19 protein-coding genes are annotated in these 24,273 nt (G+C 31.6%); 8 read left to right on the top strand and 11 right to left on the bottom strand.

Annotation, left to right across the window (positions count from 1 at the left end; translation table 11 throughout):
* Window position 1 precedes the first annotated feature (1 nt).
* Window positions 2–736 carry a 23S rRNA (guanosine(2251)-2'-O)-methyltransferase RlmB gene (gene rlmB / locus ACH5TW_RS12845; RefSeq protein WP_439336911.1) on the top strand — a complete coding sequence of 245 codons (735 nt, stop codon included), beginning with the start codon at window positions 2–4 and terminating at the stop codon, window positions 734–736.
* Window positions 737–741: 5 nt separating this feature from the next.
* Here rlmB and ACH5TW_RS12840 read toward each other — a convergent pair whose 3' ends face one another.
* Both ACH5TW_RS12840 and ACH5TW_RS12835 read right to left on the bottom strand, forming a co-directional pair.
* Complete coding sequence (locus ACH5TW_RS12840; protein WP_439336910.1) at window positions 742–2,019, bottom strand: aryl-sulfate sulfotransferase; 1,278 nt, start codon at window positions 2,017–2,019, stop codon at window positions 742–744.
* Window positions 2,020–2,040: 21 nt separating this feature from the next.
* Window positions 2,041–2,769, bottom strand: coding sequence for a rhomboid family intramembrane serine protease (locus ACH5TW_RS12835; protein WP_439336909.1), 729 nt, complete (start codon window positions 2,767–2,769; stop codon window positions 2,041–2,043).
* Window positions 2,770–2,948: 179 nt separating this feature from the next.
* Between ACH5TW_RS12835 and ACH5TW_RS12830 the strand changes: the two genes are divergently transcribed.
* Window positions 2,949–4,226: a replication-associated recombination protein A gene (locus tag ACH5TW_RS12830; RefSeq protein ID WP_439337515.1), complete on the top strand. Its 1,278-nt coding sequence runs from the start codon at window positions 2,949–2,951 to the stop codon at window positions 4,224–4,226.
* A gap of 109 nt (window positions 4,227–4,335) precedes the next feature.
* Here the strand turns inward: ACH5TW_RS12830 and ACH5TW_RS12825 are convergent, their stop codons facing one another.
* The 4 genes from ACH5TW_RS12825 to radC all read right to left on the bottom strand — a co-directional run bounded on the left by ACH5TW_RS12825 (window position 4,336) and on the right by radC (window position 8,044).
* Window positions 4,336–5,199, bottom strand: a complete 864-nt coding sequence (locus ACH5TW_RS12825) for a hypothetical protein (protein ID WP_439336908.1) — start codon at window positions 5,197–5,199, stop codon at window positions 4,336–4,338.
* A 105-nt stretch (window positions 5,200–5,304) separates the two neighbouring features.
* The gene (locus ACH5TW_RS12820; protein WP_439336907.1) at window positions 5,305–5,997 is read right to left on the bottom strand and encodes a YjjG family noncanonical pyrimidine nucleotidase; all 693 of its coding nucleotides are present in this window, start codon (window positions 5,995–5,997) and stop codon (window positions 5,305–5,307) included.
* On the bottom strand, window positions 5,984–7,288 hold the full coding sequence (locus ACH5TW_RS12815) for a polysaccharide deacetylase family protein (protein ID WP_439336906.1): 1,305 nt from the start codon (window positions 7,286–7,288) through the stop codon (window positions 5,984–5,986). The genes ACH5TW_RS12820 and ACH5TW_RS12815 overlap by 14 nt, the downstream gene beginning before the upstream one ends.
* A gap of 57 nt (window positions 7,289–7,345) precedes the next feature.
* Complete coding sequence (radC, locus tag ACH5TW_RS12810; protein WP_439336905.1) at window positions 7,346–8,044, bottom strand: RadC family protein; 699 nt, start codon at window positions 8,042–8,044, stop codon at window positions 7,346–7,348.
* Between the two features lie 49 nt (window positions 8,045–8,093).
* On the opposite strand from radC, the gene ACH5TW_RS12805 reads away from it, so the two are divergent.
* Window positions 8,094–8,552, top strand: coding sequence for a VOC family protein (locus ACH5TW_RS12805; protein ID WP_439336904.1), 459 nt, complete (start codon window positions 8,094–8,096; stop codon window positions 8,550–8,552).
* A gap of 20 nt (window positions 8,553–8,572) precedes the next feature.
* Here ACH5TW_RS12805 and ACH5TW_RS12800 read toward each other — a convergent pair whose 3' ends face one another.
* Window positions 8,573–9,928 (bottom strand): UDP-N-acetylmuramate--L-alanine ligase, encoded by a 1,356-nt coding sequence (locus tag ACH5TW_RS12800; RefSeq protein ID WP_439336903.1) that lies wholly within the window; start codon window positions 9,926–9,928, stop codon window positions 8,573–8,575.
* A gap of 216 nt (window positions 9,929–10,144) precedes the next feature.
* Window positions 10,145–11,095 (bottom strand): tetratricopeptide repeat protein, encoded by a 951-nt coding sequence (locus ACH5TW_RS12795; protein ID WP_439336902.1) that lies wholly within the window; start codon window positions 11,093–11,095, stop codon window positions 10,145–10,147.
* Between the two features lie 188 nt (window positions 11,096–11,283).
* Here ACH5TW_RS12795 and ACH5TW_RS12790 point away from each other — a divergent pair, with 188 nt between their 5' ends.
* The 4 genes from ACH5TW_RS12790 (at window position 11,284) to ACH5TW_RS12775 (ending at window position 19,887) form a co-directional block, all read left to right on the top strand.
* Window positions 11,284–17,361, top strand: coding sequence for an alpha-2-macroglobulin family protein (locus tag ACH5TW_RS12790; protein WP_439336901.1), 6,078 nt, complete (start codon window positions 11,284–11,286; stop codon window positions 17,359–17,361).
* A 107-nt stretch (window positions 17,362–17,468) separates the two neighbouring features.
* Window positions 17,469–17,837 (top strand): DoxX family membrane protein, encoded by a 369-nt coding sequence (locus tag ACH5TW_RS12785; protein ID WP_439336900.1) that lies wholly within the window; start codon window positions 17,469–17,471, stop codon window positions 17,835–17,837.
* 107 nt (window positions 17,838–17,944) lie between these two features.
* The gene (locus tag ACH5TW_RS12780; RefSeq protein WP_439336899.1) at window positions 17,945–18,469 is read left to right on the top strand and encodes a hypothetical protein; all 525 of its coding nucleotides are present in this window, start codon (window positions 17,945–17,947) and stop codon (window positions 18,467–18,469) included.
* A gap of 2 nt (window positions 18,470–18,471) precedes the next feature.
* Window positions 18,472–19,887, top strand: a complete 1,416-nt coding sequence (locus ACH5TW_RS12775) for a M64 family metallopeptidase (RefSeq protein WP_439336898.1) — start codon at window positions 18,472–18,474, stop codon at window positions 19,885–19,887.
* A gap of 10 nt (window positions 19,888–19,897) precedes the next feature.
* Here the strand turns inward: ACH5TW_RS12775 and ACH5TW_RS12770 are convergent, their stop codons facing one another.
* From ACH5TW_RS12770 to ACH5TW_RS12760, 3 genes are all read right to left on the bottom strand, one after another.
* Entirely contained in the window at window positions 19,898–20,419 is a 522-nt protein-coding gene (locus tag ACH5TW_RS12770; RefSeq protein ID WP_439336897.1) for a DUF4136 domain-containing protein, read from the bottom strand.
* A gap of 281 nt (window positions 20,420–20,700) precedes the next feature.
* Window positions 20,701–21,699 carry a GTPase ObgE gene (obgE, locus tag ACH5TW_RS12765; protein ID WP_439336896.1) on the bottom strand — a complete coding sequence of 333 codons (999 nt, stop codon included), beginning with the start codon at window positions 21,697–21,699 and terminating at the stop codon, window positions 20,701–20,703.
* A gap of 172 nt (window positions 21,700–21,871) precedes the next feature.
* Window positions 21,872–22,981: an adenylate kinase gene (locus ACH5TW_RS12760; RefSeq protein ID WP_439336895.1), complete on the bottom strand. Its 1,110-nt coding sequence runs from the start codon at window positions 22,979–22,981 to the stop codon at window positions 21,872–21,874.
* 136 nt (window positions 22,982–23,117) lie between these two features.
* On the opposite strand from ACH5TW_RS12760, the gene ACH5TW_RS12755 reads away from it, so the two are divergent.
* Window positions 23,118–24,272 (top strand): 5-(carboxyamino)imidazole ribonucleotide synthase, encoded by a 1,155-nt coding sequence (locus ACH5TW_RS12755; protein ID WP_439336894.1) that lies wholly within the window; start codon window positions 23,118–23,120, stop codon window positions 24,270–24,272.
* Window position 24,273: the final 1 nt, after the last annotated feature.

The raw sequence follows: 24,273 nt of genomic DNA, 5'->3' as shown, positions 1-24,273 counted from the left end.
CATGCAAGAACAAACACAAATTTTTGGTATTAGAGCTATTATTGAAGCTATAAATTCTGGTAAAACTATAGATAAAGTATTCCTTCAAAAAGGTTTAAAAGGAGAATTGTTTACCGAGTTAGAGACTGTATTAAGAAAAAAAAGTGTTAATTCATCATATGTTCCTGTAGAAAAACTTAATAGATTAACAAGAAGCAACCACCAAGGTGCAGTAGCTCAAATATCACCTATCGCTTTTCATGATATGGAAACATTAGTCACTAGTGTTTTTGAATCTGGAAAAACACCACTATTTTTATTGCTTGATCAATTAAGTGATGTACGTAATTTTGGTGCGATTATTAGAACTGCAGAATGTACAGGCGTTGATGGCATTATTATCCAGAAAAAAGGTGGTGCTCCTGTAAATGGAGATACGATTAAAACAAGTGCTGGTGCCGTTTTTAAAATCCCTATTTGTAAAGTAGATCATATTAAAGACGCTGTATTTTTCATGCAAGCATCAGATATAAAAGTAATAGCTGCTACCGAAAAAACAGACAACACGTTATATGATGTGTCTTTTAAAGAGCCTTGTGCTATTATTATGGGTTCTGAAGATAGAGGTATAAACCCATCGACATTAAAAGTTGTTGATGCTAAAGCAAAATTACCTTTAATAGGTGAAATAGAATCTTTAAATGTATCAGTTGCATGTGGAGCTTTTTTGTATGAAGCTTTAAGGCAAAGATTATAGTAAAACTAAAGTTTTAAATTAATTATTTCTGAATCAGTAAATAAGTAATTATAGGCTCGCCAAAAATTGCCTTCTGAATTATACTTCCATACCACTTCATTTTGTGGAGTTACTTCCCATATTCCATAATCTCCTTCACATATTAAAGTATTGCCATTTTTAAGTCTTACTGCGCCAGATATCCGAACATTATACAAATTAGGATCGGTAAAACTCCATATTTCTTGTGGCTCATTATCTGAATCTGCAATAAGTTCAAAATTATCTGGCATTTTAAACTCATGAACTGTAGACTGTTCTGCTTCATAATTATTATTGAAAACTAAAACATTACCAGCTCCTACTTCATCTTGTTCTAAAAAATTTGGAAAATGATTATTATAAAATAATCTCTTTCCAACAGTATTATTGTATGCCTCTGGATTACCAAAACGATAAATTAAATCACCTCCTTTATTATAACTACCTCCTTTATGTGTTGAAGATTCAGAAGTCGTGGTAGAATGGTCGATAACCCATACTTCACTATAAAAATTAATACTCATGTAAATTAAATCTTTGACAGGATCATAATCTATTCCATTTGCGTGCATTATATCTCCATTATCTCTTTTTACATAATTATGATTAATAAGTTGTGGGTTATCTTTTACAAAACCATAATTAGGAAGATTACTATCAATATCTTGAACCAAATGATCTATACTATGCCACTCCCATACTATTTGATTATTTTTAGGGTTTACCTCAATTAAAGATTCTGTATACACATCACTATCTACCTCTATACCCATATTCTTAGCATCTAAAGCTAAAACACGTTCCCAAACTATTATTAAAACATTTCCATTTGGAAGCATTTCCACATCATGATGCGCTAAATAATTTTCAGAGTAATAGTTAAATTCCCAATCTATAGAACCGTCAACATTTATTATTCTAACTATTCCTCCAAATCCTCCAAAAGAAAAACTAAGATTTGATGCTTTAAAAATACCAAGTAATCTTCCATCAGGCAATAATTCTAAATCGTTACCCAATGCTATTTCAAAATCCCAAACTTTTAATATCTCTCCTTTCTTATCAACTAAAAAAGAAGATTCTCCTCCATTTTTCACAATTAAAGCTACACTATTTTCCAGTTTATCTGCAACATATACTTCAACCTCATCAGCTAAAACAACTTCTTCAATTGGTTTTTCTATTTCATTATCATTACTACTACAAGATGCAATTACAAAAAAACATAACAATGTATAAACGCTTAAAAATCTCCTTTTCATTTATTTATCCTTTTTATAAAATTAATCTTTATTTTCTTTATAAGTATAGTTTATTTTAGGTACTTGCTCATCCTCTAGCTGAGGTTCAATAGAGTCTATAAAGTTTCCATCTGCATCAAAATGCTTTAAAAATGGGTCATCAGCTTCGTTATAATTTTCTTGTTCCCAAACATACTTTTTTGGTTTTGCTATTTGTTTTCTAAAAAACAAAGCAAATAATAGCCCTGTAATTAATCCCGACAAATGCCCTTCCCACGAAATACCTTCTTTAACTGGCATAGTATACCAAATCATACTTCCATAAAGAAAAATGACTAAAAGAGACAATGCTATTAACCGATAATGTTTAGCAAAAACACCTTTAAAAAAGGTAAAACTTACCAATACATAAATAAGTCCGCTTGCTCCAATATGATAGGATGGCCTCCCAATACACCAAGTCAACAATCCTGAAAATAAAACACCTAAAAGAATAACTTTCCATGCAATGGGTCTATAGAAATAAAATAAAGCCATTGATAGCACAAATAACGGAATTGTATTATGATATATGTGTTTTATATCGCCATGAATAAACGGGCTAAAAAGAATACCGAGTAATCCTTTTATTGTTTGAGGATACACACCATACTTACTAAAATTGAACCCAAAACGCACTTCGAACCAAAATACTAACCAAATAGTTAGCACAAAAAAGATGGGATACCCCACAACGCCTGTCGAGAATTTAAAATGTTCGTGTTGTTTCATTACTCTAAATATAGCAAATAGTTAACCAACTTAGTATTTGGTGCTAAATTGGCAGATATACCCGCGTGAGGGATTATCTTTTAGGAATACTTCCAAAACAAATACAACCATTAATTATCCAAATTCCTTAAAAGATTTCTGTTTACACAGGAATAAATCTTTAATTTTACATTATGAATGTGAATGAACCTTTAGCGGAACGATTAAGACCAAAAACTCTAGAAGACTATATTAGTCAAACACACCTAGTTGGAGAAAGCGGTACATTAACGCAGCATATAAAACAAGGTTTAATTCCATCCATGATTTTTTGGGGACCTCCGGGTATTGGAAAAACAACACTTGCCAATATTATTGCATCCGAATCTGGCAGACCTTTTTACACGCTTAGTGCCATAAATTCTGGAGTAAAAGATATTCGCGATGTTATTGAAAAAGCAAAGCAAAGCGGTGGTTTATTTACCACCAAAAACCCTATTTTATTTATTGATGAGATTCATAGATTTAGTAAATCGCAACAAGATTCGTTATTACAAGCTGTAGAAAAAGGTTGGGTAACTTTAGTTGGTGCAACAACCGAAAACCCAAGTTTTGAGGTTATTCCCGCATTGCTTTCTCGCTGTCAAGTTTACATTTTAAATGCATTTGATAAAACCGATCTAGAAACCCTTTTAAAGCGAGCTATAGAAAAAGACGAACTCTTAGCTAAGAAAGACATAAAACTTAAAGAAACCAATGCCTTAATAAGACTTTCAGGCGGTGATGCAAGAAAGCTTTTAAATATTTTTGAGTTGATTGTAAACTCTGAAGGTTCAGACTCTGTTATTATTACAGACGACCGTGTTTTACAAAAAATTCAGAACAATACGGTACGTTACGATAAAACTGGCGAACAACATTACGATATTATATCGGCATTTATAAAATCTATTCGTGGTAGCGATCCCAACGCTGCGGTTTATTGGTTAGCACGTATGATTGAAGGTGGCGAAGATGTTAAATTTATTGCGAGACGCTTACTTATTGCTGCCAGCGAAGATATTGGAAATGCCAACCCCACGGCTTTGGTTATTGCAAATAATACCTTTCAGGCGGTTTCTACTATTGGCTATCCAGAATCCAGAATTATATTAAGTCAATGTGCAACTTATTTGGCATGTTCACCCAAAAGCAATGCCACTTACACAGCTATTGGCAACGCGCAACAATTGGTAAAACAAACAGGCGATTTATCAGTACCATTAGGTATTAGAAATGCACCAACAAAGTTAATGAAAGAGCTTGGTTATGGCGATGATTATAAATATTCGCATAATTACGAAAACAACTTTGCAGAGCAAGAATTTCTACCAGACAGCATTAAAAACACCACATTTTACGAACCAGGTAATAATGCTAGAGAGAATGCGCATCGTGAATTTTTAAAACAACGTTGGAAAGATAAATACGGTTATTAATTTGGGCGTTACCCCAAGGGTCGGGCTTTCCGCTACAATCTTTTGCAAAAAGCAAAAGGATTTTCACTGCAATCCCTAACGCACTTCACGTTACAAAACAAGATTTTAGTTAAAATTTAATATTTAGAACTTCTTGCTTTAAAACATCATTCTCGTAATATTCTAAAACCCAATCAGCCCCCTTTTTAGATAACGTACCGTTTTTATTTAGAACTAAAAAAACATCCTTCATACTTGTTTTTTTAATTTTATAAACCACTCGTGGAGAGCTATCAACTAACTGAAAACCATTTTCAATTTCTTGAGCATATAAAACATTAGATACTACTTTTTTAACAGCTACTTCTTTAGGTTCTACTTTTTCTACAGGAACCTCTTCTACTATTTCAATAACAGCTTCCTCAACCTCCTGCTCAACAACCTCAGCTTTCTTTTCTTTTTTAAGAGTTTGAATTTCTTCTTTTAATTTTTTTATTTCTTCAGAAGCTTCAGCTTTAACTTCTTTCTTATTTGATGCTAGAACTACACCTTCAGCTTTTGGTTCATACTTATAATTAGCCTCTTCAATAGACTTAAAAGCATTCCGAATCGCTTCGGTATAAGCTTTGTCATATTCTTTTTCTCTACTTTCACCCAATTGAGATATAAACACAACTTGATCATTACAACCTTTTAATGTCACTAATAATTTCGTTTTAAAAAGCCCATTATCTTTTGTAACATTAGATCGTAATGCCAAACATCTGTTTCTTACTAAATCTTCAGGGTATTCATCACCTTCCATCAAAGTTTCAAATCCGTATTTATTAAACAAAAATTTAGTTAATGCATTTAATTGATACTGGTTACTCTCTTTTAAAAAATCATATTTTGTTGGAACAATCACATATTTGTAATCGTTTAAATTAGCTTGTGCAAATACAGAAGTTACAATTAAACATGTAACAAGTAAAGAAAAAAACTTAGTCTTCATTTTTAATAAATATATAGTTAAAACCTAAATGTAAATATACACTTTGTGTCTGTTAAATTATAAAATCATCTCATTTAAACGAGATAATTAACTTTTATTTTCGATTTACAAATACTTTTTCAAATCTAAAAGCGCGTTTATTTGTTTCAAATTATTATCAAATGTCACATTATTAACATCAAAAAAAATGGCATCCATTCCTATATCTAAAGCTCCTAAAATATCGGCTTCATAATTATCTCCAATCATAACACTTTTACTAACATCGGCATTTGCTAATTGTAATGCATAGTTAAATATTTTAGGATTTGGCTTTTTAACGCCAACCATTTCAGAATTTGTAACCGTTTTAAAATAATGATGAATATTAGACTTCGTTAATTTACCATGTTGTACTTCTTCAAATCCATTTGTTATTATATGAAGATTGTATGTTGTATTAAGGTACTCAAGTATTTCAAACGTATTATCAAATAAGTGATTATAACTTGTTAAGTGCGTTATATAATCATCTGACAATTTATAAATTAAAGACGATTCAATTTGAAGATTTAATGCTAAAAAAGCATCATTCAGTCTACCAAAACGAAGCGCCTCTTTCTCTATTTTTTCTTCTCTATAAAGTTTCCAATACTTTAAATTTATAGGTTCATAATGCGATAAAAAATACTGTAAATCAACTTCTATATTATTTATTTCAAATATTTTATTAAAAGTTAAGGCTGAGTTTTTGTCAAAATCCCAAAGTGTATGGTCTAAATCAAAAAACACATCGGTAATACCATTAAGCTTCTTCATTTGTTGAATCTAAAATTATATTAAACAATTCTTTAAATCCATTCCATCTTTCGTTATCGCTAAAAGTATAGTTATGAAACACAGGAACAAACTCCCCATTTACTTGCTTTACTTCATTAATAATTTCGTTTAGAACTTTCTTTTTATCTAATAACGATTTTGTTTTTAATAACGCATAGTCCATAAGATGGTATGGGCAAATTTTCAATGGTGTCTGTGTTTCATAATCTAAATCGTAAAATAAAAAAGGTGTGCATGATCCTGCTCTAAACCCAATTTCATTTACATAGCCCATGGTATAATCTTCTCTAATTTCTAATTCGATATAGTTTCTATAAGATTCTGGCAAATTAAGTTTTGAAAACGACTGCCTTGAAGCTTTTAATGGGTTGTTAATAATATCTTCCATTCGCATTTTTTCCTTTTTCAATATAACAGCATCATCAATTGCAAAAAATGACGTTTTTAAACCTACTTTACAATAATCTGCCACATGCTTTATAAGTGAAACGAATTTTTTATTATTGACATTAATACCCTTATCGTAAGTTGAATAATCGCCAATCATGAAGAAAAACAAAAACTTAAACTTTGATTGTTTCTGCCTATTGATTATATACTTAAAAGTATCAAATGGATCGTGTTTAAAACCAAGAATTACCATGAATCTATAATACAAACTTTTAAACCTTAACCTAACCAAATCTTTTACAGTACCACCCAAAGTTCTCATTATGCCTTTTAACTTATAACTATAAGCACAAGGCACATCTATAACAGGTTTAATGCGATACGTTCTTTCTGAAAATTGATATTCTGGAAATTGATTTTTTAAAGCTTCTTTAAACTTATAGGCCCAAATATCAACGACTGGTTGATGTAAAAAATTGTTCTTATAAGCTATACTTTCAGAAGCTGTAAAACGTCCGTATTCATCTTTTACATGTGGTAAATATTCTTCGTAACGCGATAACAAATAAAAGGACGCAGAAAAAATATCAAACGGTATGGAGCATTTATCGCCTATGTAAAAAAAGCATTTTGTAGCATCCCAATCGTGTATATTAAATTCAACATCACTTAGTCCTTGCTCAAATAAAATATCATGACTTTTTACAAAAAACTCATTACCCAGTTGTTGTTTTGTATAAGACATTTTTAAACTATCATGAGCAATAAAAGCCTCAATTTTTGTTGTAAAAGAGACCTCAATACCCAAAATTCGGTTACAAATATGTTTAAAAACATATTTTACGCGTGGTGTTATTTTATGTGTATAAACTAAAAGCATAGTCCCTCTTTGTCCTTTGAACATCTCTCCCAAAGGGAGAGAATATCGTTAATCAATTTATAATATTCCTTCATCGGCAAAACTAAAATATGCATTTTCGGTTATAATAAGATGGTCTAATACTTTTATATCTAAACTTTCTGCTGCTATTTTTAATTTTGAAGTAATATGCTTATCGGCTTCACTAGGCTTTAAAGCTCCAGATGGATGATTATGTGCCAAAACCAATCCTGTAGCACCAACTTCTAACGAACTTTTTATTACCAATCGCAAATCAACTAATGTACCTGTAATTCCACCTTTACTTAATTGATTTTTTTGAATAACCTTATTAGAATTATTTAAATAGATAACCCAAAACTCTTCATGTTGCAAGTCGCCAATAACAGGTTGCATAAGTTCGAAAACCGAATTACTAGATGTTATTTTCTTTTTATCTAAAGCTAGCTCTCCTCTTCGGCGTCTTCCTAATTCTAACGCTGCTACAATAGTTATTGCTTTTGCTTCTCCAATGCCTTTAAATTCTGTGAGTTGCTTGATTGATAGCTTTCCTAATTCGCTTAAATTATTATTAACACTTGCTAAAATTCGTTTACATAATGCTACCGCGCTTTCGTCTCTGTTACCCGATCCTATTAAAATAGCAACCAACTCTGCATCACTTAAAGCAGCCTTACCTTTATAGAGCAACTTTTCGCGAGGTTGATCGTCTTGACTCCAGTTCTTTATTGAAAACGATGATGGCTTTTCTTGCATTTGTTAAAGATAAATATTGTAACTTTCAGAAGCAATAAAAATTTGTACAATGAAAAAAATAGTTTTATTAATATTTATCATTCAATTTTACAGCCCAACATCAGCACAAATCAACTCTGATTTTTCTATAAATTTTAATCATGTAGCACTTTCTGTGAAAAATCTAGATCAATCGGCTGAATTTTATACAAACACTTTAAACCTCAAAGAAATCACAAATAAAACAAAAAAAGCAAGTAGAAGATGGTTCTCATTAGGCGAGGGTAAAGAATTACATTTAATCTCAGATTATAAAGGTGAAGTCACTGTAACTAAAGCAGTGCATATGGCATTAACAACATCTAATTTTGACGCCTTTATAAAAAAACTTCAATCGATGCAAATTAAATATTATGATTGGCCTGGAAACCTTGACGTAATAAGTATTAGGGCAGATGGTATTAGACAAGTATTCTTTCAAGACCCTAATGGATATTGGATTGAAGTTAATAGTGTGGGAGAAAACTAGTGTCGTATTGTAATAATAAACTACTCTATAAGTCCCTTAACCGCATCAAAATCTAAACCACCATAATTACCTGAACTCATTAAAAGCAAAGCTTTATTATCAAAATTTTGTGAGAATAAAAAGGCTTTAAAATCGTCTGGATTGGTATAAATAATTAAATCGTCTCGCTGAAAAGCATTTGCTATTTGATCGTGTGTTACTTCTTCTAATTTTTTAATTTCAACCGCGTGTGGAGAATAAAACACTACCGCAACATCGGCAGCATCTAATGCGCCTTTGTATTCTTTTAAAAACTCAGCATTTAAACTACTATAAGTATGTAGTTCTAAACAGGCAACCAAGGTTCTGTTTTGGTATTGTTCTTTTACGGCTTTGGTAGTAGCTTCTACTTTACTTGGTGAGTGTGCAAAATCTTTATAGGCAACACTGGTTTTAGTTTCTGCTATTTTTTCCAAACGTTTGCTGGCGCCTTTAAAAGTAGCAATGGCTTCGTAAAAATCGTCTTCATCAATGCCCATATGTTGGCAAATCCACTTAGCACCTGCTAAATTGTTTAGATTATGTTTCCCAAATACTTCGATAGGTAATGCGCCTTCTGGCGTTTCTAAAAGTGTTTCGCCGTTTTCAACGGTGTATTCTGGAGTTTTATAAGCTATTTTTCTAATGGTATTTTCGCTAGCTTCAACAACGCGTTTAACTTCTGGATCTTCTTCGTTGTAATTAATACTTCCTCCGTTAACAATAGAATCGACAAAAATGCTAAACTGCTCTACATAATTCTCGTAGGTTGGAAACACGTTAATATGATCCCAAGCTATACCACTTAACAAAGCAATATTGGGTTTGTATAAATGGAATTTTGGTCGCATATCTATTGGCGAACTTAAATACTCATCACCCTCTAGCACCATGAAATCATTATCGTCAGTAAGTTTTACCATAACATCAAAACCTTCAAGCTGCGCGCCTACCATATAATCGACATCACGATCGTGATAATGCATTACGTGAAGAATCATAGAAGTTATAGTTGTTTTACCATGACTTCCACCAATAACCACACGAGTTTTATGTTTTGACTGTTCGTACAGAAACTCTGGATATGAATAAATTTTAAGCCCTAATGCTTGCGCTTTTAAAAGTTCGGGATTATCAGCTTTTGCATGCATGCCCAAAACAATAGCATCTAAATTTTGAGTTATTTTTTCTGGATACCAGCCAAAAGTTTCTGGCAAGAGTCCTTTGACATCTAATCTAGATTTTGATGGTTCAAAAATAGTATCGTCGCTTCCTGTTACTTGGTATCCTTTATTGTGTAATGCAATGGCTAGATTATGCATGGCAGAACCTCCAATAGCTATAAAATGTACGTTCATGGTATTGTTTTGAATACTTCAAATATACTTTTTTGCCACGAATACACGAATATTTTATGTTTGAATTTTGGCTATAAATTAAAAAGAAAATGGTGCTAGTTAAAACTGAAAACAGCAAATAAACCCGCGTTAGGGATTGAACGACCTGTTTGAGCTCTCCCGTTTTTTTCGGGAAGCGAGTAGTGAAAGCCCGACCTGAAAGGTAACGGCCAAATACTAAAGATTTGAAATTTTCGTCTTTAGTTTAGAGAATATCTTGATTTTTGGCAATTCGGCAAGCGCTAAATCAATATACTTTAAGGCTTTTGTTTTATTATTTTTATGCATATAAATTTGTGCCAACCGGTAATGCGCCCATGCTTTTGGAACGCCATCGGCTTCTGAATAATTTTTTAAATAAGTGTTTAAACATTGCTCCCCTTTTTCTAATTCGACATTATACTCTGCAGCCACTTTTCCTATTTGATAATGCAAAGCATTTCGGTTATGTTTCTTTTGAGCTTCTTGCATGTTTTTAATAGCTTTTTCGGGCGCTTTCTCTTTTTCGTAGAGCTTTGTTAACTTATTAAAACAGGTTAACGATCCGCCTTCTTTTATTGCCATTTTATAATATTTTTCGGCTTGTTCAGGTTCGTCGTCATACTCATAAATATAGCCTTTTGCTAGATAGCCATCGACTTTTGAAAGGTTTTCTAGCTCTTCTGCATAATGTAGCGACTTGCTTTTACTACCCCCAATAATTCCGGGTAATTGCATGTACAATTCTACTAAAGCCCAACGGGTTTCTATATGGTTGGGATCTAACTCGGCAGCTTTAATAAATGATGCTTTTACATCACCTATAAAACCAACAGCTTTTAGTTTATTTTGTAATGCTTTCATCCCCAAAACACCACCGTACTTGTAATGATAATTTGCGCTTTTAGGATTGATTTTTACTAATTTTTTATAAGAATCAATAGCCTCATTCCATTTTTTTTGATGTCCGTAAGCATCTCCTAAAAGCTCAATGGCTTCTATATTATTAGGGTTTGTTTTGAGATATTGGCTAATTAAAGTTTCTGCTTTTTTAAATTGATTATTTTTAAAAAGCATTTTTACATCATCAAAACTTGTTTGGCTAAATGCCAATACAGGATAAATCAATAAGAACCAAAAGATTTTCATAGAAATTGAGTCGGTATCACAAAAATAAGCTTTCAGTAATAAACTGAAATTATTTTAACATTTACACTTAAATATTGACTTCGGTTTTATTGATAAAAATCCTACCTTCACTAAACCAAACAATCGCTTTACTCATTTCTGTTTTTTGGTATAACTTTTGAAAGTAATTTAGAGGTAAACTTTTAGCTATGAAATACGCACTATCTATATTAATGATTATTCTTTTTTCTAATTTCTCTAAAGCACAAACCAATGATTACAAAAATCTTTGGAGCAAAGTTGATGCGTTTGAAATACAAGGTTTACCAAAATCGGCTTTAAAAATTGTTGAATCTATTGAAAAGCAAGCCACAAAAGAAAACAACGCACCTCAACTTATAAAAACGATGCTTTATAAAAGCAAATTCGCCTTAATTTTAGAGGAAGACGCGCAATTAAAAATTATTAATGATTTTAAAACTGAAATTAAGAAAAGTACATTTCCAACAAAAAACATTTTAGAAAACTTACTTGCCAATTTATACTGGCAATACTTTAACCAAAACAGATGGAAATTTTATAATAGGACTAAAACATTGGAAAAAGTAAATTCTGAAGATTTTAGAACTTGGGATTTAGAAACACTTTTTAACGAGGTTCATGTGTATTACCAAAACTCGTTACAAAACGGATTAATGCTTCAGTTAGAACCTTTAAACAAGTATGATGATATATTAAAACTTCAAAAGGATTCTAAAATATACAGACCAACATTGTTTGATTTTTTAAGCCATAATGCCTTAGAATTTTATAAAACAAATGAAACTAACATTACCAAACCTGCTTATAAGTTTAAAATTGATAATGCTGAATTTTTGAGTGACATGCATACATTTTCAAGTTTAAAAATAAAATCAAAAGATTCAACATCACTACAACTACATGCTTTAAAAATTTACCAAAACTTATACAAAGCCCATATATTTGATGCGTCACCTTACGCTTTTATTGATATTGATATTGAACGCTTAAAATTTGTAAATCAACGTGCCACTTTCAACAATAAAGAAAATATATTACTTAAAACTTTACTAAAAGCTAGTGAATTAAATAAAGCATATGATATGTCGGCTTTATACGATTTTGAAATCGCCTCCATATACTACAACCAAAGCAATCAATACGAGCCAAAAACAAAGGAAGAACACCGTTGGAAAGCTAAAGAGGCTATTGATATTTGCAACAACGTAATTTCTAAATTCCCAAAAAGTAAAGGTGCAGAAAAATGTGCTGTTTTAAAGCAACGTATTGAGCAACAAACCCTTCAAATTACAACAGAAAGTTATCTTCCAATTCTTCAAGATGCACGTTTGTTAATTAGATATAAAAACTTAGATCAACTACAATTTAAAGTTTACAAACTAACTCGAAATGAATTAGAAACATTTAATAAAATTTATAAAAAAGAAGAACAATTAGATTTTATTAAGAAGCTAAAAGCAACAACCAAATGGGATACAAACTTACTTAACGAAAACGATTACCAAACGCATACAACTGAAGTTTTATTGCCAAAATTACACAACGGCAATTATTTAATTTATGGGGCTCCTGAAAACGATAAAAACACGTTTGCGTTTAGCACTATACAAGTTACAAATTTAGCACTCGTTGAAAACGATAATGAAGACTATAAAACCTTTCAAGTTATAGATAGAAATAACGGAAAACCAATTGTTTATGCTAAAGTTGAACTTAGTTTTATAAAAAATAATAGCCGAAACATACAAACTAAAAATTACACAACAAATACAAAAGGGCTTATTAAATTTGAAAAAAACAACAACTCCTACAGAAATTTTAAAGCAAAAGTTAACTACGAAAACGACTTAGCATATTTTGGGAATTACTATGTGAACCGAAAATACAAACAAGAACAAGAAACAGTAAATTATAAATCTTTCTTATTTACTGATAGAAGTATTTACAGACCTGGACAAACCGTATACTTTAAAGCCATTGCTATGAAAACTAAAGATGGTAAATCTGAAGTTATAGAAAACGAAAAGGTATATGCCATTTTGCATAATGTAAATGGAGAAGACATTAAAGAGCTTAAATTCACAACCAATGAATTCGGCTCAATTTCAGGAGCATTTATTTTACCAAACAATGGATTAACAGGTGCATATTCTATTGAATTTGACACAGAATCTGGTTATGATATGGAAAGCCTCCAGTACTTTTCTGTTGAAGAATATAAACGTCCAAAGTTTGAAACCAAATTTAATCCAGTAACCGACACCTATAAAGTAAATGATTCTGTAACTATAAAAGGCAATGCTTTGGCTTATGCTGGCAGCAATATTACCGATGCTAAAGTGGTGTATCGTGTACACCGAAAAGTAGAATATCCACGTTGGTATTATTGGTATCGTCCAAATTTCAACAGTGAATCTCAAGAAATAACGCATGGAGAAACTATTACAAACGAAAAAGGTGAATTTGAAATTACTTTTAAAGCGCAACCAGACCAAAGTGTAGATAAAAGTAGTCTCCCTATTTTTAAATATGAGATTACTGCCGATGTTACCGATTTAAATGGTGAAACACGAAGTACAACAACCATTGTTAATGTTGGGTATCATGCCTTAGTGGCAAATATGTCAATCGAAAATCGTTTAGATAAAACAAAAAAGACACACGTCATAAATATTGATACAAAAAACTTAAACGGAGAATTTGTTCCCGCTAAAGGAACAATTAAAATTTATAAATTATTAGCTCCAAATTCTGTTTTAAGAGTGCGTCCTTGGCCAGCTCCAGATTATCAAAATATTCCTGAAGAAACTTTTAAAAACCTTTTTCCGCATGATGCTTATACCAATGAACAAAATTCTAATAATTGGAAAAAAGGAAAACTTGCTTTTATAGCGTCTTTTAATACAGCAAACACAACCAAACTTAATCTTGGTAAAATTAAAAAATGGCAATCGGGAGAATACATCATCACTTTAGAAAGCAAAGATAAATTCGGGCAAGTTGTAAAAGATGAAATTAAAACAACACTTTATAGTGATACAGATAAAACTTTAGCAGACCATCAACTATTTAGTATTACAAGTAATAAACCTAGTTACAATAGAGGAGATACAGCTATTATAACATTAGCCTCGGCAGCCTACAATTTAAACGTTACTGTTTCTATTGAGAAACAACATAAAATTATAAAAACACAGGTTATTCAATTAAACAACAGCAAAGAAACAATTCGAATTCCAATAACCTCTGAGGATATTGGTGGATTTTCTATACAGTATAGTTTTGCTGCCTTTAATAGTTTTAAATCTGGTAGTTTAAATATTTCTGTACCATATCCTAAAACTGATTTAGATATTGAAACCTCCACTTTTAGAGACAAGCTACAACCAGGAGCTGATGAAACTTGGAGTTTTAAAATTAAAGGACCGCAAGGAGAGAGAGTTAGTGCAGAGTTACTAGCAAGTATGTATGATGTTTCTTTAGATCAGTTCAAACCTCATACTTGGAATTTTAATCCCATTACCAATCCAACGTATTATTCATATAATAGAAGTACTGCGAGACAAAGCTTTGGAACACGTAGTTTTAGAGTTTATAATGAACGGTTTCGCTCATATTATAAACATCAAAATTATGACCAGCTGAATTGGTTTGGATTTAATTTTGGGAATAATGAATTTAAACGTTTGAGCATATTTAGAGAATATGCAGTGGAAGAAAAAGAATCTAATTTAGATGAAGTTGTGGTTGTTGGATATAGCACTCAGAAAAAAAGAGCTTTAACAGGTGCTGTGGCTTCGGTTAGAAATGAGTCAATAGAATTAGACGACAAATTTAATTCTGATATGGAATTACCAAATGATTCAATTTCTATAACCGAAAAACCAAACTTCGACAATGTCAAAATCCGTAAGAACCTTCAAGAAACAGCTTTTTTCTTTCCGCAGTTAAAAACAGATGAAGAAGGCAACGTAAGTTTCAGCTTCACAACACCAGAAGCTTTAACCCAATGGAAACTGCAATTATTAGCACACACCAAAACATTAGAAAGCACTACTAAAACTTTAACCACAGTCACCCAAAAAGAATTGATGGTTATTCCAAATGCTCCACGTTTTTTACGTGAAGGCGATAATATTACTATTAGCTCTAAAATTGTAAACTTAACAGAAAAAGAACTTACAGGACAAGCCTTTTTAATACTAACGGATGCTATTTCTGGAAATGAAGTTGACACGAAACTTGGCAACTCAAAAAACAACAAAGTATTTACTGTAGATGCCAAAGGCAATACCCAAGTATCTTGGAATTTATCAATCCCTGATGACGTACAAGCTGTGCAATATAAAATAATAGCTAAATCAGGAACCTTTAGTGATGGTGAACAAAACGCTATGCCTGTTTTAAGCAACCGCATGTTAGTTACCGAAACATTGCCTATGTGGATTCGCTCTAACGAAACAAAAACATTCTCTTTAGATAAGCTAAAAAGTGCAGGCTCGTCAACAACACTTAAAAACCACAAACTGACTTTAGAAATAACTTCCAATCCAGCATGGTATGCGGTACAGGCGCTTCCTTATTTAATAGAATATCCTTATGAGTGTAATGAACAAACGTTTAGTAGATATTATGCCAATGCTTTAGCAAGTCATATAGCAAACTCTAACCCTAGAATTCAAGAAGTTTTTAATCAATGGAAGTCTCAAGATGTGTTAACTTCTAATCTTGAAAAAAATGAAGAACTTAAGTCTATCTTAATTCAAGAAACACCTTGGTTACGTGATGCACAAAGTGAAACTGAACAAAAAAAACGCATTGCTTTGTTATTCGATTTAAATAAAATGAATAACGAATTACAATCTGCCATGCGCAAATTAGAAAACACCCAAATGCCATCAGGAGGTTGGGCTTGGTTTAATGGTGGTCGAGAAAACAGATACATTACACAACATATTATTACTGGCTTTGGACATTTGAATAAGTTAGGTGTTACTCTTAACGCCAATGAGGAGGCTCATAATAAAATAATAAAAAATGCTATCAACTATTTAGATGCTCAATTTATAAAAGAATACAAAGACATTAGAAAATACAATGCAAAAGCAGATTTAACCAAAGACCATTTAAGCCATACGCAATTACATTATTTATACATGCGAAGCTTTTACCCGGAGATTAAAAAATCCAAAGAAGTTGAAAGCATTATAACATATTATCAAACTCAAATTCAAAAATATTGGTTGAGTCGTTCTCTATATTCAAAAGGATTAATGGCTTTAATTTCATATAGAAACAACGATTCTAAAACGGCTTCTAAAATATTGAAGTCTTTAAAAGAAACGAGCATTACTTCCGAAGAATTAGGTATGTATTGGAAAGCAAACACTAATTCTTTGTATTGGTATCAAGCACCTATTGAAACACAAGCGCTTTTAATTGAAGCTTTTTCAGAAATTGAAAACGATACTAAAACCATTGACAATTTAAAAATATGGCTTCTTAAAAATAAGCAAACTAACCGTTGGAAAACTACCAAAGCAACAACCGAAGCTGTTTATGCCTTATTGCTTCAAGGAAATGATTGGCTAAGTGTAACCGATATGGTTGATGTAGTTATTGGCGGACAACAAATAGCGCCATCAAAACTTGAAAACGTAAAAATTGAAGCTGGAACGGGTTATTATAAAACAGCATGGAATTCTGAAGAAATTAAACCTGAAATGGCCGAAGTTACCCTAACAAAAAAAGGAAATGGTATTGCATGGGGTAGTTTATACTGGCAATATTTTGAAGATTTAGATAAGATAACATCTTCTGAAACGCCTCTTAAATTGAGCAAAAAACTATTCCTTAAAAAGAATACTGATACTGGTGAAGGAATAACTGAAATCACAAAAAGTACGCATTTAAAAGTAGGTGATTTGGTTCGTGTTAGAATAGAATTACGAAGCGATCGTGCTATGGAATTTGTGCATATGAAAGATATGAGAGCATCTGGTTTAGAACCTGTAAATGTTTTATCGCAATATAAATGGCAAGATGGCTTAGGATATTATGAAGCGACTAAAGATGCCTCAACAAACTTCTTTTTTGATTATTTACCAAAAGGTGTTTATGTATTTGAATACAATTTACGTGTAAATAACGCTGGTAATATGAGTAATGGCATAACAACCATACAAAGTATGTATGCTCCAGAGTTTAGTAGTCATAGCGAAGGAAAAAGAATTAATATAGAATGATTTTTAACACAAAATAGTTGTTTTCAATAGACACTTCATACAAAGGTTTATGTGAGATTTATTTTTATTTTACTATCTTTCAAGTTACTAACTAAAAACATTTTATTATGAATTCAAAAGTTTTTATGGCTCTAAGAATCCTTCTTGGAGTATTCGTTTTGGTTTTCGGACTAAACAAATTTCTTCATTTTATTCCAATGGGAGAAATGCCTGCAGAAGCAGGAGCGTATTTTGGTGCTTTAGCATCGGCAAAAGTAATAACACTTGTTGCTATTGTTGAAATTGTAGCAGGCTTAGCTTTAATTTTTAACAAGTACGGTGCTTTATTGGCATTAATTTTAATGAGTGTTTCTGTAAATGCTGTACTATTTCATGCTACACTTGCACCAGAAGGTATTGGACCAGCTTTAGCGCTTTTAATCCTTAATATCATAGCACTTTACAGCTATAAAGACAGTTACAAAGCGCTTTTATAAAAAAAATATAATTTCACATTACTAAAAGAGGCTTTTTTAAGTCTCTTTTTTTTATAACAGCATTGCGTTTTAATTCTTAACTTTACACGAACTAAATAATTATTAGTTTGAAAAAACTATTGCTCCAAAACAATTCTATTTACAAATACTTTAATGTAATTATTTTACTTCTTATTGCATTATTAGGAATGACTTGTGGCATAAAAAAAAGCATCGCCCAAGAAGATGTAACACAAGATATAAATCCAAAACTTCTTTTTTTAAACTATACCATTTCAAAAGATGAGAATAGTAAAAAATCAATCCAGTTTATTAACAAAATAGTTACTGATGGCATAGCAAAATCTAACAGTAACAAATACATTAAAACGAGTAGAATAGGCGATTTAAAATGTTTTCAATTAGATAAAGATTCTATAGAAATTAATCATGTTATTATCAGAAACCCATTATCAAAAACAATTGAATCTGTTAACGACTCTCTTATTTTTGAAAACACAAATATTATATTAAACAAAGCACCTATATCTTTAAGACTACAATTACATAATAAAACCAAATTAATTGTTGTTAGTGAAATAATAGATGCTTTAGAAAATAGCACCCCTTTAATTTCTACAAAGCTTGATTAATCATGAAATATCTCTTTATATTTATTTTACTAATTAGTTTTCAACCTATCTCTGCTCAAGTTTTTGAAGTAGTACCTATTGAAGTTAATGGTGATGATAAAAGAATAAACCTAGTAATTTTAAGTGAAGGCTATCAAGAAAATGAACTTGATAAGTTTATAACAGACGCTACTAATTTTACAAACAAAGTATTTAACGAATCTCCTTTTAAAGAATATGCAAGCTATTTTAATGTTTATGCAATAAAAGTCCCATCAAACGAAAGTGGTGCAGATCATCCTGGAACTGCTACTAACGTTACAGAACCTTATAACAATTTAGCAACTACCTTTGTAGACACATATTTCAATGCTACTTATGATTCTTTTGGAACCCATTGGCTCCTATATTATGAAATAGATGGTAATAGTGCTAGTAATACCGAGGTAAAAATAAATACTGTTTTAGCTACTAATTTCCCAACTTACGATCAAGCTTTAATTCTAGTAAATTCTTCTGAATACGGTGGTAGCGGAGGTGATTTTCCTATGGCATATACTGGATATTGGGGAACCAATGTTATTATGCACGAAATAGGTCATTCTTTATTTGATTTAAAAGACGAATATTATCCTGGTGATATTTTAGCTGCTGAAGCTATAAATATGACAAAAGAAACAGACAGAAATTTGGTAAGATGGAAAAACTGGTTAGATGATAATGGTGTTGGAATTCACCAATACACTTGTACTACTGGTAATTGTGCCGACTGGTACAAACCTCATCAAAATTGCATTATGGAAAGCATAGACAAAACGTTTTGCTCCGTTTGTAAAGAGGGCATGATTGAAAAAATACATGAATTAGTATCACCAATCGATACTTATACTCCAACATTAAACGCACTTGACAACTCTAGCTTTCCTATTGACTTTCACTTAGAATTAATAAAACCAAACCCGAATACCTTAAAAAGTAAATGGACTTTAAACACAGTAGATTTTGCAACTGATGTTGACGATGTTTCTATTTTAGAGACTGATTTAAATACTGGAATAAACACATTAACTACCGTTGTATATGATGACACCTCTTTTTTAAGAATTGATAATCATGATACATTTCATGTTTACACCGTAACTTGGACTATTGATAATACTTTAAGCATTAACAATATTACAGCGGAAACAAATAATTACAACATATCCATGTTTCCTAATCCTTCAAATAACCTAGTTAATTTTAAATTAGAAAGTACTGGTGATACTATAATGACAATTGAAATTGTTTCGTTAGATGGTAAAAAAATAAAAAAGACTACAATATCTAATTACGAAACGCATCAAGTAGATATTAGCAATTTAAGTGAAGGTATTTATTTGACTAATTTCTATGCTAACAAGGTTCTTATTGCTAGTAAAAAATTAGTTAAAAAATAATAAATCTAATCTACCTTTTAGGCGGATACTGCACCAATACTTTTTCGACAATAGCATTTAAACGAGCTTCTTTTTTTTCGGGTGTAGCTCTAGGATTAAAATTTGATTCGCTTACTGCCTGCCAAAATAATTGTTTCTTATTCTCGTCTACAAAATCGATAGTAATTTCACGATTTACATTAGCCTGACCAATAGGTAAACCAATAGAGATTCCGCCACCCATGTTTCCGCCACCGCCTCCTACTCCAACACCTACGGTTTGTCGTTGAGAAGCTTGAAATTCACTACTTTTTATATCAATAAAAAAATCTGGCACATCAGATAACGCAAAGCCTTTCTCTTTCATTTTAAGGTCTAAAGCATCTAAAAGACGTTTGGTATCTAATTCGCTTAAACCCGTTTTCATATCACTATAATAATTATAGGTTTTATACTTGGTAAAGTCTGTCCCCTTTTCATAATCGTAGTTCACATAAATTGGAGCGCAAGAAGCTACTAACAGAAGCAAGGCGATTTTTTTAATAAATTTCATATTCATTTTTTTTATAAAATTAATCAAAAATTATTCCAAGAATATAAGTCTACGCTAGAATTGCATTAGGTATTACTCTTTGATTTTATTTCAATAAATGTAAAACCGTGAATGCTTCGCATTTGATTAGGCATCCTTTTGTTTTTTTAAGTATTACCGAATTTAAAATATACATTTACTCCACTAATAGATACCTATCTGAGCAGGAATCACAAAAAAACAAAAGATATATTGGAAAGTCCGACCTGTTCCTGAAATTAATTCAGGATAAAGGTAACGCCCTAATTATTCAACATTTTCCATAACTTGTCTTTAAGTTCTGTAATTCCTTGTTGGGCAACAGACGAAATAAATAAATACGGAATAGGTAATTCGTTATCAAGCTCTACTTTAAGTTCTGCTTTTAACTCATCATCTAACATATCAGATTTAGAAATAGCTATAATACGTTCTTTATCTAGCATTTCTGGGTTGTAACGACGAAGTTCATCTAATAGAATATCGTATTGTTTTTTAACATCTTCGGCATCAGCAGGAATTAAAAACAGTAAGATTGAGTTACGTTCAATATGACGTAAAAAATAATGTCCCAATCCTTTTCCTTCGGCAGCTCCTTCAATAATTCCAGGAATATCTGCCATTACAAAGGTTTGAAAATCGCGATACTCAACAATACCTAAATTAGGCTTTAGAGTTGTAAACTCATAATCGGCAATTTTTGGTTTTGCAGATGTTACAACCGATAAAAGTGTAGACTTTCCTGCATTAGGGAAACCAACTAAACCAACATCGGCAAGTACTTTTAATTCTAAAGTAATATGCCGTTCTTCTAACGGCATACCAGGTTGTGCATAACGTGGTGTTTGGTTGGTAGACGATCTAAAATGCCAGTTTCCTAATCCGCCTTTTCCACCTTGAGCTATAATTTTTTCTTCACCATCATCTGTAATTTCAAAAATAATCTCATTGGTTTCTGTATCTCGAACCACGGTTCCTAACGGCACATCAACATACATATCTTCACCATCGGCACCAAAACTTCTACTTTTACTACCACTACCACCATGACCTGCTCTAATGTGTTTTTTAAACTTTAAATGAAGTAGTGTCCAAAGGTTTGAATTCCCTTTAAGAATAACATGTCCTCCACGACCACCATCACCACCATCGGGTCCACCTTTTGTAATATATTTTTCGCGATGTAAATGCGCAGATCCTTGCCCTCCTTTACCAGAGCTTACATACATTTTTACGTAATCTACAAAATTGCCTTCAGTCATGATTCAAGTTAAAAGTTATGAGTTAAAAAGTTAAAAGTTTTATGACTCTTACTTTTTATTTTTTCCGCGAAAGCGAAACATTTATAATATATAGTTCTATAAAACTAGAAACTATATCTTTTAATTTGAGATATAGTTTCTAATTCTTGAGATTTGTGCTTTCGCAAAAACCTTATAATGTATCAATTACACTACTGATACGTTGTGTAATGTCTTCAATACTACCAACTCCATCAACACCATAGTATTTATTTTGAGCCGAGTAGTAATCTTTTAAAATAGCTGTTTTATTATAATATTCTGTAATTCTATTTCTAATAATAGATTCATCAGCATCATCTGCTCTTCCACTAGTTTTACCTCTACCAAGTAAACGCTCAACTAAAATTTCATCGTCTACTTCTAAAGCAATCATCGCATTTATTTGCGAATCTTTGCTATCCATTAATTCGCTTAAAGCATCAGCTTGTGCATTTGTACGAGGAAATCCATCAAAAATAAAACCATTAGCATCGGCATTTTTTTCTACCTCAGCATTTAACATATCAATAGTTACTTGGTCTGGAACCAATTCGCCTTTATCTATATAAGATTTAGCTAACATACCTAAAGCTGTTTCGTTTTTAATATTGAATCTAAAAACATCGCCTGTAGAAATGTGTACTAAATTGTATTTTTCTTTTAAGAATTCTGCTTGTGTTCCTTTCCCTGCTCCTGGAGGGCCAAATAGCACTAAATTTGTCATGTGTTTTGTTTCTTTTATTTGATAAACTTCTGGAATATCTCTCCCCAATCCATCATAGTCTAAGCCGTAACCTACTATAAATTTATTAGGAATTTCTATACCAACATAATGTAATTTAAAGTCTTTTTTATATGCTTCGGGTTTATAAAACAGCGTGGCAATTTTTAAAGATTTTACATGTTCATTTTTAAAAATCCTGTGTACTTCTGCCAGTGTATTTCCCGTATCTATAATATCTTCTAAAATAACAACGGTACGCCCTGATAAATCTTGAGTAAGTCCAATTAAACGTTGAATATCCTCGGTAGATTTAACACCTTCATAAGAAGCCAATTTTATAAAAGTAACTTCACATGGTTTTGGGTACTTTTTAACAAAATCGCTTACTACCATAAACGATCCGTTTAAAATACCAATAAACACAGGAATTTCGTCGCCTATATCATTTGCTATCTCCTCTGCCATTTTAGACAACGCACTATCTATCTCTTGTGCAGAAATAAATGGTTTAAAATATTTGTCATGTAGCTTTATCACCGTAATTATTTTTTGAAGAGGCAAAGATAATCAATAGATTAAGGAATTACGCTTTTTTGATTTACGAATTAAGAAGTAATTTAAGATTTAAATGTATTTTTGCATATCAATTAACAATATCTCGTAATTATAAACAATGAATTATTTCTCTTCAAATTTTAAACTTGGCATTCTAGGTGGCGGTCAATTAGGTAAAATGCTACTTTATAATACTAGAAAATTTGACATTTATACAAGTATTTTAGAAGCTAGTAATGAAGCGCCTTGTAAAATTGCTTGTGATGAATTTCACTTAGGCAATTTAATGGATTATGATGCGGTTTATAATTTTGGAAAACAAGTTGATGTTTTAACTATTGAAATTGAAAACGTTAATATTGATGCTTTAGAAGCTCTTGAAAAAGAAGGGGTAAAAGTATATCCAGCTTCTAAAACGTTGAGAACAATTCAGAATAAAGCGACTCAAAAGTTATTTTATATTGACAATAATTTACCAACGGCACCATTTTCTAGATTTGCTTATACATCTGAAATAAAAGACGCTATAAACCACGGTGGATTAACCATGCCTTTTGTTTGGAAATGTGCTCAGTTTGGGTATGACGGTACGGGCGTTAAAATTGTAAAAACAATTGAAGATTTAGAAGACTTACCTAACGTGGAATGTATTGCAGAAAACCTAGTGCCGTTTAAAAACGAACTAGCTGTTATTGTAGCAAGAAATGCTTCAGGTGATGTTAAAACCTACCCTGTTGTAGAAATGGAATTTCACCCAGAAGCGAATCAAGTAGAGTATGTTATTTGTCCTGCTAGAATTTCTGAAACAGTTGCAAAAAAAGCAGAAGAAGTTGCTTTAAAAACATCTGAAGCCTATAATCATGTTGGGCTTTTAGCTGTTGAAATGTTTCAAACACAGGATGATGAAATTTTAATAAACGAAGTCGCTCCCAGACCACATAATTCGGGACACCAAACCATTGAAGCTAGTTACACCTCACAATTTGAACAACACATTCGTGCTATTTTAGATTTACCATTAGGAAGAACCGATAGTAAAGTTGGTGGCGTTATGGTAAATTTAGTGGGAGCTGAAGGATTTACGGGAGATGTTGTTTATGAAAACATTGAAACTATTATGAATATGGATGGCGTAACACCACATATTTATGGTAAAAAACAAACACGTCCTTTTAGAAAAATGGGACATGTGACAATAGTAAATGAAGATTTAGCCGAAGCTAGAAAAATAGCCGAAGCAGTAAAGAAAACAATAAATGTAATAAGTAAATAAT

This window comes from Thalassobellus sediminis, assembly GCF_044386045.1.
GTDB lineage: Bacteria > Bacteroidota > Bacteroidia > Flavobacteriales > Flavobacteriaceae > Thalassobellus > Thalassobellus sediminis.
Note: the sequence above shows the minus strand (reverse complement) of the source record. Positions and strands in the feature narration are given on the sequence as shown.

Excerpts from the sequence above, each read along its gene's own strand:
- rlmB (WP_439336911.1), top strand. The coding sequence starts at position 2 with ATGCAAGAACAAACACAAATTTTTGGTATTAGAGCTATTATTGAAGCT.
- ACH5TW_RS12840 (WP_439336910.1), bottom strand. The coding sequence starts at position 2,019 with ATGAAAAGGAGATTTTTAAGCGTTTATACATTGTTATGTTTTTTTGTA.
- ACH5TW_RS12835 (WP_439336909.1), bottom strand. The coding sequence starts at position 2,769 with ATGAAACAACACGAACATTTTAAATTCTCGACAGGCGTTGTGGGGTAT.
- ACH5TW_RS12825 (WP_439336908.1), bottom strand. The coding sequence starts at position 5,199 with ATGAAGACTAAGTTTTTTTCTTTACTTGTTACATGTTTAATTGTAACT.
- ACH5TW_RS12820 (WP_439336907.1), bottom strand. The coding sequence starts at position 5,997 with ATGAAGAAGCTTAATGGTATTACCGATGTGTTTTTTGATTTAGACCAT.
- ACH5TW_RS12815 (WP_439336906.1), bottom strand. The coding sequence starts at position 7,288 with ATGCTTTTAGTTTATACACATAAAATAACACCACGCGTAAAATATGTT.
- radC (WP_439336905.1), bottom strand. The coding sequence starts at position 8,044 with ATGCAAGAAAAGCCATCATCGTTTTCAATAAAGAACTGGAGTCAAGAC.
- ACH5TW_RS12805 (WP_439336904.1), top strand. The coding sequence starts at position 8,094 with ATGAAAAAAATAGTTTTATTAATATTTATCATTCAATTTTACAGCCCA.
- ACH5TW_RS12800 (WP_439336903.1), bottom strand. The coding sequence starts at position 9,928 with ATGAACGTACATTTTATAGCTATTGGAGGTTCTGCCATGCATAATCTA.
- ACH5TW_RS12795 (WP_439336902.1), bottom strand. The coding sequence starts at position 11,095 with ATGAAAATCTTTTGGTTCTTATTGATTTATCCTGTATTGGCATTTAGC.
- ACH5TW_RS12790 (WP_439336901.1), top strand. The coding sequence starts at position 11,284 with ATGAAATACGCACTATCTATATTAATGATTATTCTTTTTTCTAATTTC.
- ACH5TW_RS12785 (WP_439336900.1), top strand. The coding sequence starts at position 17,469 with ATGAATTCAAAAGTTTTTATGGCTCTAAGAATCCTTCTTGGAGTATTC.
- ACH5TW_RS12775 (WP_439336898.1), top strand. The coding sequence starts at position 18,472 with ATGAAATATCTCTTTATATTTATTTTACTAATTAGTTTTCAACCTATC.
- ACH5TW_RS12770 (WP_439336897.1), bottom strand. The coding sequence starts at position 20,419 with ATGAAATTTATTAAAAAAATCGCCTTGCTTCTGTTAGTAGCTTCTTGC.
- obgE (WP_439336896.1), bottom strand. The coding sequence starts at position 21,699 with ATGACTGAAGGCAATTTTGTAGATTACGTAAAAATGTATGTAAGCTCT.
- ACH5TW_RS12755 (WP_439336894.1), top strand. The coding sequence starts at position 23,118 with ATGAATTATTTCTCTTCAAATTTTAAACTTGGCATTCTAGGTGGCGGT.